Source organism: Humibacter antri (genome assembly GCF_054777235.1).
Genome location: NZ_BAAHAW010000019.1, coordinates 45231 through 57693 on the forward strand (window position 1 = coordinate 45231; position 12463 = coordinate 57693).

The 12463-nt window shown below is 67.8% G+C and carries 16 protein-coding genes; 14 read left to right on the forward strand and 2 right to left on the reverse strand.

Annotated elements, in window-relative coordinates; genetic code table 11:
• Window positions 1-49: 49 nt before the first annotated feature.
• The 9 genes from ACYVDK_RS06600 to ACYVDK_RS06640 all read left to right on the forward strand — a co-directional run bounded on the left by ACYVDK_RS06600 (window position 50) and on the right by ACYVDK_RS06640 (window position 7313).
• Window positions 50-826 carry a DUF2249 domain-containing protein gene (locus tag ACYVDK_RS06600; protein WP_460519720.1) on the forward strand — a complete coding sequence of 259 codons (777 nt, stop codon included), beginning with the start codon at window positions 50-52 and terminating at the stop codon, window positions 824-826.
• The gene (locus ACYVDK_RS06605; protein ID WP_460519723.1) at window positions 823-1287 is read left to right on the forward strand and encodes a hypothetical protein; all 465 of its coding nucleotides are present in this window, start codon (window positions 823-825) and stop codon (window positions 1285-1287) included. The genes ACYVDK_RS06600 and ACYVDK_RS06605 overlap by 4 nt, the downstream gene beginning before the upstream one ends.
• 197 nt (window positions 1288-1484) lie before the next feature.
• Window positions 1485-3131 (forward strand): SulP family inorganic anion transporter, encoded by a 1647-nt coding sequence (locus ACYVDK_RS06610; protein ID WP_460519726.1) that lies wholly within the window; start codon window positions 1485-1487, stop codon window positions 3129-3131.
• An 80-nt stretch (window positions 3132-3211) separates the two neighbouring features.
• Window positions 3212-3883, forward strand: a complete 672-nt coding sequence (locus tag ACYVDK_RS06615; RefSeq protein WP_460519729.1) for a sulfite exporter TauE/SafE family protein — start codon at window positions 3212-3214, stop codon at window positions 3881-3883.
• A 24-nt stretch (window positions 3884-3907) separates the two neighbouring features.
• The gene (locus ACYVDK_RS06620) at window positions 3908-4369 is read left to right on the forward strand and encodes a DUF6325 family protein (RefSeq protein WP_460519731.1); all 462 of its coding nucleotides are present in this window, start codon (window positions 3908-3910) and stop codon (window positions 4367-4369) included.
• Window positions 4369-4716: an SHOCT domain-containing protein gene (locus ACYVDK_RS06625; RefSeq protein ID WP_460519734.1), complete on the forward strand. Its 348-nt coding sequence runs from the start codon at window positions 4369-4371 to the stop codon at window positions 4714-4716. The genes ACYVDK_RS06620 and ACYVDK_RS06625 overlap by 1 nt, the downstream gene beginning before the upstream one ends.
• Before the next feature lie 34 nt (window positions 4717-4750).
• The gene (locus ACYVDK_RS06630; protein WP_460519736.1) at window positions 4751-5470 is read left to right on the forward strand and encodes a sulfite exporter TauE/SafE family protein; all 720 of its coding nucleotides are present in this window, start codon (window positions 4751-4753) and stop codon (window positions 5468-5470) included.
• Window positions 5471-5545: 75 nt separating this feature from the next.
• On the forward strand, window positions 5546-6685 hold the full coding sequence (locus ACYVDK_RS06635; RefSeq protein ID WP_460519739.1) for a hypothetical protein: 1140 nt from the start codon (window positions 5546-5548) through the stop codon (window positions 6683-6685).
• Window positions 6686-6728: 43 nt separating this feature from the next.
• Entirely contained in the window at window positions 6729-7313 is a 585-nt protein-coding gene (locus ACYVDK_RS06640) for an NUDIX hydrolase family protein (protein WP_460519742.1), read from the forward strand.
• A gap of 9 nt (window positions 7314-7322) precedes the next feature.
• Here ACYVDK_RS06640 and ACYVDK_RS06645 read toward each other — a convergent pair whose 3' ends face one another.
• Both ACYVDK_RS06645 and ACYVDK_RS06650 read right to left on the reverse strand, forming a co-directional pair.
• Window positions 7323-8615, reverse strand: a complete 1293-nt coding sequence (locus ACYVDK_RS06645) for a hypothetical protein (protein WP_460519745.1) — start codon at window positions 8613-8615, stop codon at window positions 7323-7325.
• Window positions 8612-9163, reverse strand: a complete 552-nt coding sequence (locus tag ACYVDK_RS06650) for a GNAT family N-acetyltransferase (protein ID WP_460519748.1) — start codon at window positions 9161-9163, stop codon at window positions 8612-8614. The genes ACYVDK_RS06645 and ACYVDK_RS06650 overlap by 4 nt, the downstream gene beginning before the upstream one ends.
• Window positions 9164-9475: 312 nt before the next feature.
• Between ACYVDK_RS06650 and ACYVDK_RS06655 the strand changes: the two genes are divergently transcribed.
• The 5 genes from ACYVDK_RS06655 to ACYVDK_RS06675 all read left to right on the forward strand — a co-directional run bounded on the left by ACYVDK_RS06655 (window position 9476) and on the right by ACYVDK_RS06675 (window position 12377).
• Window positions 9476-9958 carry an FBP domain-containing protein gene (locus ACYVDK_RS06655; RefSeq protein ID WP_460519751.1) on the forward strand — a complete coding sequence of 161 codons (483 nt, stop codon included), beginning with the start codon at window positions 9476-9478 and terminating at the stop codon, window positions 9956-9958.
• A gap of 228 nt (window positions 9959-10186) precedes the next feature.
• The gene (locus ACYVDK_RS06660; RefSeq protein WP_460519754.1) at window positions 10187-10573 is read left to right on the forward strand and encodes a carboxymuconolactone decarboxylase family protein; all 387 of its coding nucleotides are present in this window, start codon (window positions 10187-10189) and stop codon (window positions 10571-10573) included.
• Window positions 10570-10947: a DUF2255 family protein gene (locus ACYVDK_RS06665; RefSeq protein ID WP_460519757.1), complete on the forward strand. Its 378-nt coding sequence runs from the start codon at window positions 10570-10572 to the stop codon at window positions 10945-10947. The genes ACYVDK_RS06660 and ACYVDK_RS06665 overlap by 4 nt, the downstream gene beginning before the upstream one ends.
• Before the next feature lie 2 nt (window positions 10948-10949).
• Window positions 10950-11885, forward strand: a complete 936-nt coding sequence (locus tag ACYVDK_RS06670; protein ID WP_460519759.1) for an aldo/keto reductase — start codon at window positions 10950-10952, stop codon at window positions 11883-11885.
• Window positions 11886-11975: 90 nt separating this feature from the next.
• On the forward strand, window positions 11976-12377 hold the full coding sequence (locus ACYVDK_RS06675; RefSeq protein WP_460519762.1) for a cupin domain-containing protein: 402 nt from the start codon (window positions 11976-11978) through the stop codon (window positions 12375-12377).
• Window positions 12378-12463: the final 86 nt, after the last annotated feature.

Sequence of the window (12463 nt, forward strand, 5' to 3'; positions counted from 1 at the left end):
GAGTTGAATGCTCTAAACTCATCGAGAGTTCAATGAACGGGAGGATCCGGTGAACGCTCCAGCAGCTGCCGAGCGCAGTGTCACGATCGCGAACAACGCGGAATCGGTCTTCGATCTGCTGCGGTTGCGTCCGGATGCGGTCGCGAGCAGGCGCATCCTGAAGGTGCCCGGGTTCAGTGTCGTACGGCTCGCACTCGACGCCGGGCAGACGATGTCCGAGCACGAGGCGGCGGTCTCCATTCTCATCCAGGTGCTCGCCGGCGCGGTCGACATCGAAGTCGACGGCGCGACCGAACGGTTCGAGCCCGGCGGCATCGTATACGTCGCTGCGCACGTGCGGCACGCCCTCCACGCGGTGGAGAGCGCGCACGTGCTCCTGACTCTCGCCGACGCCGCAACGCGGGCGCCCTCCGACAGGGCAGGCGTCGGTGAGACCAATGTGGGCGGAGCGGATGCCGCCGCCGAGTCCGTTCAGAACGGCGACGGGGCGGACAGAGCGCACGCCCCGTCGCCCGAGCACCGTCCCCTGCTGGAGGCCGCGGTGTGCGAGTGCGGCGTCGTGGAGGGTGCAGCGTTCCCGGAGCTCGACGTGCGCGAGGTGCCGCACAGCATCCGGCACGCCACTGTCTTCGGCGCGCTCGATTCGCTCGTTCGCGGCGATGGGCTCGTGCTCGTCGCGCCGCACGACCCGTTGCCGTTGTTGGCGCAGATCCGCGAGCGCACCGGCGAGAGATTCGCGGTCAGTTATCTGGAGCGCGGCCCCGAGTGGCGCCTGCAGTTCGTTCACGTGGATGGCGGTGTTCCGCTGGGCGCCGTCACTCGGTGAGCAACGGCACGAATGGCCGCTACGCGCTGACCTTCTTTCTCGTCGGTTCCGCTTTCGTCGTACTCGGCGGGCTGGTCTCCGCGGCGACCATGCCGCTGCGGCTCGCCAGCGGGCCCTGGCTCGCCGCCTACCTGGTGCTGGTGTGCGGGGTGGCGCAGTGCCTGTTCGGGATCATGCGGCGGTACGTGGCGCCTTCGCCGTTGACGGCCACCGGCTTCGCTGTGGAACTCGCCTGCTGGAATGCCGGGAACACCGCGGTCGTCGTCGGCGACCTCGCGAGCATCCCGTTCGTCGTCGGCGTCGGCGGCGCACTGCTGGTCGTGGTTCTCGTGCTTCAACTCGTGCACCTCCGGCACGTCGTCGCCGGCTTGCGCTGGGCGGCGTGGCTGTACGGCATCGTGGTCGTCGTGCTGCTGGTGAGCATCCCGATCGGCATTCTGCTGGCGGCGCTGCAGAGATAGGCGCGCCGCAGCGGATGCTCCGGTCACGGGGGTCGTAGCCTCACCGAACCTGGGTGAGAAGTGGGTGGTCTCGATCCGGACTTCGGCGATCGAAATACCGTGGGAGGACAGCGACAGGTCGCCAGGCGTGCCAGGGGGCGTGCGTAGGGTTTCCGGCCGATCGCGCCGACAGATTTCACGCGATCCGAGGGGGATGAATGCAGCCGCCGCTGGCCGGGGTGTCTCGGCGCAATCTCGTCACGGAATTGACCGCCGGCGTGACGTTGTTGGCGATCGCGATTCCGTTGAACATCGGGTACGCGCAGATCGCGGGGTTGCCGGCGACGGCCGGCTTGTACGCGTTGATCGTGCCGACGGTGGTGTACGCGCTGGTGGTGTCGTCGCGGCAGCTGGTCGCCTCGCCCGATGCCGCTGCTGCCGCTCTGGTGGCCTCCTCGATCGGTGGGTTGGCGGCGGCGGGCAGTGCGAATTACGCGACCTTGGCGTTGGCGCAGGCGATCATCTGCGGTGTGATGTTCATTCTGCTGTCGGTCTTCAAGCTGGGGTTTCTGGCGAACTTCCTGTCGAAGCCGATCCTGGTCGGGTTCGTGGGCGGGCTCGCGTTGGACATCATGGTCAGCCAGATCGCGAAGATGCTCGGAGTGAAGATCAACTCCGGCGGCGAGTTCACCGAGAAGGTCGGTGACCTGTTCGCGAATATCGGCACAGTGAACGGCTGGTCGTTGCTGATTGCGGCGTGTTCGGTGGCGGTGCTTCTTCTGGGTGCCCGGCTTCTGCGTGTGGTGCCGTGGGCGTTGGTCGTGCTGGTGATCACGACGGTGGTCGTGGTTCTCACTCACCTGGACAAGGCAGGAGTGAGCGTTCTGGGCAAGGTTCCCAGCGGTCCGCCGACTCTGACATGGCCGGTCATCGCCTGGTCGCAATGGTTGGCGCTGATTCCGTCGGCGATCGCGTTGACGCTGGTGACGACGGCGGAGGGCCTGTTGGTGTCGCGGTCGTATTCGGAGAAGCACGGTTACCCGTTCCGGGCGAACCGCGATCTGCTCGCGTTCGGTTTGGGGAGCATCGCTGCCGGTGCGCAGGGCAGCTTCGTTCTGGGCTCCTCGACCTCGCGCACGGCAGCGATGGATCAGGCCGGATCACGCACCCAGCTGCCCTCCATCGTTCTCGCCGTCGGAACCCTGCTCCTTCTGCTGTTCGGCACAGCGTTGCTGGCGGACATCCCCTCTCCCGCGATCGGCGCGATTGTCGGGGTCGCGATCATTCCGCTTCTGGGCATCCGCGATTTCATCGACATGTGGCGCAAGGACCGGTTCGAGTTCGTCATCGGCGCCGTCTGCTTTCTGGTGACGCTGTTCATCGGGTCGATCCCGGGAATCGTGGTCGCATTCGTGCTCGCGTTGATCAACCTCGCCAAACGGGCCGCGAACCCGGCAATCGACGTGCTGGAGGCATCCGGCGATCCGGGCGAGTCCCTCCTGGAGGATGCACCGGAGGGCTCCACCACGGCTGACGGCGTGATCGTGGTGCGGCTTGCCGCGCCGTTGTTCTTCGCCAACGGTTCCGTGTTCTCCACCGCGGTGAAGCAGGCGGTCACCTCAGCGGGGAAGGATGATGTGCATCACGTCGTGGTCGACATGGAGGCTGTCACAGACGTGGACCTCACCGGTGCCGAGGCGTTCGAATCGTTGCTGCACTGGTTGGAAGACCAGCACATCGACCTCGGCTTCAGCCGGGTACGACCCCCAGCCCTGCGTCGGCTGAAGAAGCTCGGGCTGCTGACCGGCCAGAGCGTGTATGCCACCAACAGGGCAGCCATCGCCGCACTCACCCGGACGAGGTGAAGGCTGCTCCGAGCACTGCGTCTTCGAGCACTGTTCCGCCGAGCGCTGTTCCCCCGAGCGATGAGGAAGAGGGATAGTCCATGGGCGCAGTGACAGGTGCGATCCTCCCGCTCGCTCTTGGCGTGGCGATCAGTCCGATCCCGATCATCGCGGCCATCCTGATGCTGCTGTCGCCTCGGGCGCGGGTGACCGGGGTCGGATTCCTGCTGGGGTGGCTGATCGGCATCGTCGTGGCGGTCACCGTGTTCACGCTGCTGTCGGCCTTTCTGCCGAAAAAGGATCCGGATGCGTCCACACCGATTCAGGGCCTGATCCAGCTGGTCCTCGGTGTTTTGCTCCTGCTCCTGGCCGTAGGCCAGTGGCGGAAGCGGCCGAAGCCAGGGCAGGATCCGGCGCTGCCGAAGTGGATGCAGGCCATCGACAAGATCACCTTCCCCGTCGCTTTCGGGCTCGGGTTCCTGCTGTCGGCCCTGAATCCGAAGAACCTCATCATGACGGCCAGCGCCGGGGTCGACATCGGTTCCGCCGGTCTCAGCACGGGCCTGATCATCGTGGTCATCGTCATCTTCACGATCATCGCCATCTCCACCGTCGGTGGTCCCGTGATCGCGTACCTGTTCGCGGCACAGAGACTTCGGGGCCCGTTGGATGCGTTACGCGGCTGGCTGGCGAAGGAGAACGCGGTCATCATGGCGGTGCTCCTGCTCGTGATCGGGATCGCGATGATCGGCAAAGGCATCGGCAGCTTCTAAGCGGCCGCATCGAAAGGAGCCATCATGGCAAAGTTCACGCTAGGTCCCGTCGAGTTGTACCTGATCGCGCTCCGCGGGGACCAGCTCTCACCCGGGGCCGTCACAACTCTCACCGATCTCGTCGCCAACGGCACCGTCTGTCTGCTGGACATGGTCATCATCGCGAAGTCGGTGAACGGCGACATCTCCGTCACGGAGGTTGAAGGTCGGCAGGACGCATACGGGCTGACCGGTGTGGAGTTCGCCGCCACCGGCATCGCCGGCGACGAGGACGTCGCCGAACTCGCCCAAGCGATCCCCGCAGGCGGCGCGGCGGCCCTCGTCGCCGTCGAATTGGTGTGGGCCAAGCACCTGGCCGAACAGATCGTGGTCAGCGGGTCGGAGGTGCTCGCTGTGGAGCGCATTCCCGCCCCCGTCGTCAACGCCTTCGTCGATGTCGTCACCGGAGCCCCGGAACAGCCGGGCGCAGCACGAGGAGAGAACTGATGCCTTTCATCGGTAGATTCGGCCGCCCCGGACTGATCGGGCTGGCCGCCCGTACCGCCGTCGTCGCAGGCACGGCCACCGCTGTCACGGGCGGGATCATGCGCCACCAGCAGCGGAAAGCGCAGTCGCAATACGAACAAGACCAGTACGAGGCCGCGCAGCAGCAAGCCCGAATGGATGCCGCGACGCAGACCGAGGTGACCCGCGGCGCGGCGCCCGCGCCCGTCCAGTCGGCCGGCGCCGGCGCGGACATGGTCGCCGAACTGCAGAAGCTCGCTGCGTTGCGAGAGCAGGGCGCGCTTTCAGAAGCCGAGTTCGAGACGGCGAAGGCGAAGCTCCTGGCCTGATCGCAGGGCGGCGATACGGATCGAGGGAGACACTGTGGGTCAGCTGATACTCGACCTGATCCCTGTCGCGCTGGGCGTTGTGCTCAGCCCGCTGGCGATCATGGCGCTGGTCGCCGTGCTCCTCTCCCGCCTTGCCCGGGTGAACGGCATCGCCTACCTGATCGGGTGGGTCGTCGGCCTCGGCGGCCTGCTCGCCCTGTTCCTGTGGCTGTTCGGCCTCTTCAGAGTGCACTCCCTCGGGGGTCTGCCGCTCTGGGTCTCCGTCGTCAGGATCGCCCTCGGGGTCTTCCTGATCTCCGCCGCAGTCTGGGTCTACCGGCGCGGCAAGACGCACATCAAACGCATGGCCGAAGCCAACACCCCGCTCGATGTCGTCGCCGCGGCACCCCAGCTGCCGGGATGGTTGCAGACCGTTTCCACGTTCCGACCAGGGCGCACGTTCTTCCTCGGCGTCGGCCTCTTCGTGCTCAACCCGGTCGACGCATCCTGCGCCATCATCGCCGCCCTGGACATCACCCTCGCCGCCGTCACCGACACGGCCGCGATCTGGACAGCCATCGCGTTCGGAGTCGTAGGCACGCTGCCCATCGCCGTCCCTGTCCTGTTCGTCGTCATTCGGGGAAGCAGAGCCCAACCACTGCTCGACGCTGCGCGCACCTGGATCGCCGGCAACACGCACTTGCTCAACGCAGCGCTTCTCCTCGTCATCGGCGCACTGCAACTGCAGAAGGGCATCTCAGGATTGCTCAGCTAGCGGGACATCCGACGAGCTCTGCGGGATCGCTTCTTTGCCGGCACCGGCTCGGGCGGTCCTGGCTAGATTGCAGGAGTGCCTCTCGACGCGGATGCCCTGCTCGCCGCCCCCCGAGGCCGACGTCTGTGCCTCGAGGCCGCGTCGGCGTGCGCGGGCTTTCCCACGGAGTTGAGCACCGCGCTGTTCTGGGCGGACTACTGGGCTCACGAGTCGAATGCCGTGCTCATTTCCACTGGCGGCAGCGAGGCTGTTCCTGCACCACCACCAGGCGCCTCCGAGATCGCGGGACTGATGAACGCCGTGGATATCAGCGACGTTCGAGGCGTCGTTGCGCAGGCGCTCGAAGAGACGGTCGATCGCGCGTCGTATTGGCAGCATCCGGACGGCCACGACGAGGTGGCGGCCGGGCCGCAAGTGGGCCTGGCGCTGGAGCGGGTCGCTGTGCGCATCGTCGAGCTGCCCGAGACGCGGTGGTGGTCGTCGCCTGTGGCGCTCGAGGATCAATGGCAGGTGCTGTTCGAGGGCGCATCCGCGCCGGATCATCGCACCCCGGTTCATGATCGGCTCGCACGGTGGGTGGCCGCGACGCGCGAGGAGGAGCGACGAGCGCGGCATGATCGTCCGTCCGACGCCACAGCGAACTGGGGTGGCACGTGGTGGAGTCGACCCCCGAGCGATCTCGTCACGACCAGCCGAGCCCTTCCGGGATCGGGCCCGGTGCGGCTGACGCTCGTTGAGGATCGCCTGGGCTGGATGCACGCCACGGCGACACAGATGCGAACGCCGACGAGCCCACGGGTGTGCGAGATCGACGGACCGGATGCCTGGGTCGAGCTCTGCAGGCGGCATCCGCTCGACGTCACCGCCTCGCGCCGCCACGAGTGGTACCGCACGACCGGCCGTGACGGGAGGTGGGTCATCCCTGACTGGTCGGCGATCGGACGCGAGTACGACGGCGTCCACCTGAGCGTCGCCGGATACCTCACGACCGCGGGCCGCACGCTAATTGTCGAGGATGCGGCACCCAGCGATCCGTCCAGCAGCGCCGCGGCGACGCTGCTGGGAGGCTGGGACCCGGACGCCACCTACTGGTTCGTCGACCTGCCCGAAGTTGACGGCTCCTTCAACGAATGGCGGAAACGGGAAGACGGCGAATGGCAGCGATGGGCGGGCAGACCCCACACAGTCGAGCATGGTGAGACCAGCCGGTTGTGAGCCGTCGGGTCGGCGCGGGCACGATCATCCGTAAGATCGAGCCATGGAGGTGCGAACACCCGACCCCGACCCGGACGACCAGGTGCCGTCCGACGGGGCGCTGCCCGGAGTCGGACCAGGCTGGCTCAGCGACATCGAATTGGAGCAGGTGCGGCGACGGATGCCCATCCTCTACGTCGAGGCCGTTCCGGTTCGTGTCGACGGGCTCGGTCAGGTCACCGAGGTCGGGATGCTGCTGCGTGCGAACGCTGTCGGCGAGATCACCCGCACTCTCGTTTCGGGTCGGGTGATGTACGGCGAGACGCTGCGCGACGCGCTGTTCCGGCATCTCGAGAAGGATCTCGGCCCGATGGCGTTCCCCCAGCTGCCCGCGAGCCCGGTGCCGTTCATGGTGGCGGAGTATTTCCCGATCCCCGGCGTCTCCGCGTACGACGACGACCGTCAGCACGCTGTGTCTCTCGCCTATGTTGTGCCCGTCACCGGCACCACCGAGCCGCGGCAGGATGCCCTCGAGCTCACCTGGATGTCGCCGGCCGAGGCATCCTCTCCGCAGGTCGCCGCCGACCTGGAGGGCGGTCGCGGTGCGCTCGTGCGCGCGGCACTCGCCTCGGTCGGGATGCTGCCGTAAGCGTTGTGCTCAACTCGCGCTCGCCGCAGGGTCGGGGATGGCCGCAATGAGCCGCTCGGCGGTGTCGGGCGCGACGATCGAGCATCCCACCTCGTAGCCGGACTCCGCGAAGGCTGCACTGTCGGGCAGATACCCGGGGGCACCGTTCGCGTACCCCACGGTCAGTACGTGCGCGTCGGGGAACCTCGCCGTCACGCCGGCTCGGAGTGCACCGAGTGGTTCCCCGGGAAACGCCACCAGCCTGAGCGTGTCGCCGAACCCGATCACCTGCACCTCCAGTGTGATGTCGCCATCGGATGCCTCGCCCAACTCCATCGAGTTGAAGACCCGATTGCGTTCGCGTCGCAACCCGGTGATCCACTCCTCCATGGCGATCGCGGTCGGCGTGGCGTCTGGGCCGCGCACCACGGCTCCCCGACGCCGGATCGCATGAACGACGGTGGATGCCGCGGTGAGCGCCCCGGAATGGGTCGCGGCCTGACGCAGGGGGACCGGCACCACGGCGTCCAGGCTGAGGTTGATGACGCCTGCTTCGCGGCCGGTGGCCGTGATCTCGGCGATCCGGCCGACGATGGTGCCTGCAGCGCTCAGCCCCACCCGCTTCGCCTCCCGTGCGGAACTCTCCACACGGACCGGGTTCACGTCGCCTGCGAAGCCCTGCAGATACACGCAGACCCCACCGGTCGCATCCTCGACGAGCGAGCGCAGCGGGCCGATGAAGTCCGGGTCGTACTGGCGCCATGCGGGGTCGAGCACGACCGGATGGCACGCGAGATCGACGAGGGTGGCGACGATCGCGCCGTCCGTTGCCTGGAGCACCACGAGGTGCGCGTCGTGGTCGACGGGAGCGTCAGGGTCACGACGGCTTCGTCCGATTCCGAGGCCGCCGACGACGTCGGACAAGACCCTGACCGGGGCGAGGCGCGAGACGGCCTCCTCCACCACGCCGAATCCGGCATCCGCGAGCGCCTCGACAAGCTCCGGTCCCGATTCGAGGGTGATGTCGCGAGGCCCGCAGTGCGTGTGGGTGCCGGCGACGAGCACCCGGTGGGCGGGCATCCCGAGGCGCTCCTCGAGCAGCCCGCGGAGCCGCGACGTGAGTCCAGCACCTGCGTAGAGCAGATCGAACACCACAATGGCGACCCGCACGCCACCGGAGGCGAGCACGACGGCACGAACGCTCAGGCTCGAGTTCGGCGCAGCGGCGTTGCGGGCATCCGCGAGATATCCACCGAGCGGGAGACCAGCATCGAGGGGCAGGATCGCTGCCGCCGCACCCGCCTCGTAGCCGTTCTCGCTCATCGGTCACCGTCCTCGGCATGGTCTGCGACGACTGCCGCGACGTCGCGCACCATCCGCAGTTCGTGCGCCGGCTCGCCGCCGAAGGTGTCGACCTTGCTGGTGCCGTCGGTCGCGAAACCGTTGCGCCGGTAGAACGCCTGCGCCCGAGAGTTATCGGCAAGCACCCACAGATACGCGGCCGCATCGCCGAGCGCGGCATCCAGAAGCTGCTGACCTGCACCGGTTCCGTAGTGGTCGCGGAGCACGTAGATGCCGTTCAACTCGCGTGGCGCAGGGCCGTCGGCGTCGCGGCTCGTGCCGGCGGATGCCCATCCGATGATCCGCTCGCCGGTCGGCACCCGCACCTCGGCGACCCACACCTCGACGCCGGAGGCGAGGATGCCACGCCACCGTTCCGCCCGCGTCTGCACGCTCAGCCCATCGAGCAGGAACGCCGAGAACACGTGCCGGTACGATTCGCGCCACGACCGCACGTGCACGCGGGCGATGCCGAGCGCATCCTCCGTCGTCGCCTTGCGGATGCTCATGGGCGCCTGCTCTTCGGCCATACCAGGACGATAGTGCGGCGCGCGGGCCGCAGGTGCGGCATCCGACGTGCGCTCGTTCGGAGCTTCTGGGGAACACGCCGACGGCCCGGTGGCTCCGTACGGCGTGTCGCGCGAAATCTCCGTCTGAGCGCGCGGGCCAGGTGTCGTGCGGTGTCCTGCGGCATCCGGTCCCCGCGGTTATTCTGTGTTCGGCGCTGCGCGCCTCAACACTCACTCGCTCGATAGGAGAGCAAGCGAGTTCGCTCTCTTATCTCGCTCAATCGTGTTGCGGTCGACACGCCGACCGGGCATGCCAGCAATGGGGGGAGCAGCGTGAAGCCGCTGACCGAGCAGGACATCCGTTCGTCGTTTGTGAACGCCACACCGGAACAACTGGCGAGACTGCCCATCCCCGGCATCCACGAGACGCTCTGGAGTGAACGCGAGTTTCTCGGCTGGCGCGACCCGCAGGCATCCCACCTCGGCTACATCGTGCACTGGATGAACGACCGTCCCACCGGCATCGTCGTGCGTGCAGCAAGCGGCGGGCTTCGGCCGGGCATCGCCGCGATGTGCTCGTTCTGCCACTCGGCGCAGCCGGCGACCCAGGTGCGCATGTTCAGTGCGCCGCGAGCCGGCGAGTCCGGACGCAACGGCAACACCATCGGCTCCTACATCTGCGACGACCTGGCCTGCTCGCTGCTCATCCGCATCACGCCGCCGCATGCGCAGTCGGCCGAGCACATCGCCGAGCGAGCGGATGCCCTGCTCGACCGGGTGCACAACTTCACCGCGACCGTGATGAAGACGGCATAGCCGGTCCCCGCCCGGTTCGCGCGTCTGCGCCAGATCGTCGCGATTGCGCCAGGTAATGGGGCGCAATCACTGCGAAGTGGCGCAGTCATGGGTGGCGCGTCCGCCACGTTGAGCATGGGGGCGGCCCGCTGCGCCGAGCATGGGTGGTCCGCCCGCCGAAGGGGGTACTGGCGTTACCGGGAACGATCGGCACTCCCGTTCCGCGCCTCGACGGCGTTGACTGTCGTCATGACCGCAGAACCGAACCGCGCACAGAACCGCGCGCGCACCCCCGCGCAGATGGCCGTTGGCGATATCGCACCGAAGCTGGCAGAGCTCACCGACGATGTGCTCTTCGGCGACGTGTGGGCTCGTCCGGAACTTGTGCGTCGCGACCGCAGCCTCGTCACGGTGTCGAGCCTCGTCACGTCGGGCAGCACGGAGCAGCTCGTCTCGCACCTGCGCATCGCGAAGCAGAACGGTTTGAGCGAAGCGGAGCTCGTGGAGGCGCTCGTGCATCTCGCGTTCTACGCCGGCTGGCCCAAGGCGATGTCGGCCATTCAGGTCGCCAAGCGCGTCTTCGCCGAAGGTGCGGCAGACAGCGCGGCCACCGCCGACGGCGGGCAGGCATCGTGAGCGGCTGGAGCGCGGCAGAGCTCGGGGCGGTGGGGCGGTCGGACGAGCTGCAGATCGCATCCCGCCGCGACGACGGTTCGCTGCGACCGTACGTGACCATCTGGACCGTGCGCGTCGGCGACGAGCTGTTCGTGCGCTCCGCATACGGCGCGACCAACCCGTGGTTCGTGCGGGCGAAGCGGGCCCAGTATGGGCGCATCCGTGCAGGAGGCGTGGAGCGCGATGTGGCGTTCGCCCCGGCCGACGATGCGGATGCCGCGACCATCGACACCGAATACCACCGCAAGTACGACCGTTACGGACAGCGCATCGTGGAAACCGTCGTGGGCGAGATGGCCCACCCGAACACGCTGCGCCTGACCCCGGAGGAGTGAACATGACCCAGAACGAAGCGACCCAGAATGAAGCAACCCGGAAGGAATTGGCCACGAACGAACTCACGCTGAACAACGGAGTGGCCATGCCGCCGCTCGGCCTCGGCGTGTTCCAGAGCGCACCCGAGGAGACGGCGAAGGCCGTGGCGACCGCACTCACGACGGGGTACCGCCACATCGACACCGCCGCCGCCTACCTCAACGAGCGCGAGGTGGGTGAGGGCATCCGTCGCTCCGGCATCGATCGCGACGACGTGTTCATCGAGACGAAGGTGTGGGTCTCCGACTACGGCTACGACGAGACGCTGCACGCGTTCCAGAAGGCGACAGGCAAGCTCGGCGTCGACCGCATCGACCTGCTGATCCTGCACCAGCCGGCCACCGACCGGTTCGAGAAGACGATCGCCGCGTACAAGGCGCTCGAGACGCTGCTGGCGCGCGGTGATGTTCGGGCGATCGGCGTGAGCAACTTCACGCCGAAGCATCTCGAGCGTTTGCTCGCCGAGACCGAGGTCGTGCCCGCGGTGAATCAGGTGGAGCTGCATCCGTACTTCGCGCAGCGAGATGTGCAGAGCGCGGATGCCGAGCACGGCATCGTGACGCAGGCCTGGTCCCCGATCGGCGGCATCACGTTCTATCCGGGTTGGGGAGACGAGCGTCGGAGCGTGATGGATGACCCGACTCTCGCCGACCTTGCCGCCCGCCACGGCAAGTCCCCGGCCCAGATCATGCTGCGCTGGCACCTGCAGCAGGGACGCTCCGCCATTCCGAAGTCGATCAACCCGTCGCGCATCGCCCAGAACTTCGACGTGTTCGACTTCGAGCTCTCCGCCGACGAGCTCGCCGGCATCGACGCGCTCGACACCGGTGTGCGCAGCGGCCCCGACCCGGACGTGCCGCGCCCCGAGCGCTTCGACCTGCCGATCCCCGAGGCGTGATCCTTCCGTATCCACTCCTGGCCGCCCGCCTCGCGGCCCCGCGGCAGGCGCCGCGCATCGAATGCGGCCTCAGCAGAAAGGCCATCCCTCATGAACCTCGAATCGAAGAAGCCGACCGCGAAGGGCCAGGAAGCCACCTTCACCGGCGACGTCTGGGTCGACCCCATCGCCGCGCCGATTGCCGAAGGCCAGCGGATGATCGTGAGCAAGGTGCGCTTCGCACCCGGCGCGCACACCGCGTGGCACTCGCACGCGCTCGGTCAGACGCTGCACGTGACGGAGGGGGTCGCCCTCGTCGGCACCCGTGACGGGCGTGTGATCCAGGCCCATCCTGGCGAGACGATCTACACGCCGCCCGGCGAGGAGCACTGGCACGGGGCGACGCCGGACGACTTCATGGAGCACCTCGCGATGCTCGACAGCGGCGACGACCCCGCATCCACCACCGTCTGGCTCGAGCACCTGACCGACGCGGAGTACCACCGCCCGTAGGCCGGGGCACGGTCGCGGGTGGCGCCGCTCAGCGGCTCGATCGCCTCGGTGGTGGGAGCGAGCTCCCACCACTCTCGGCTCAATCG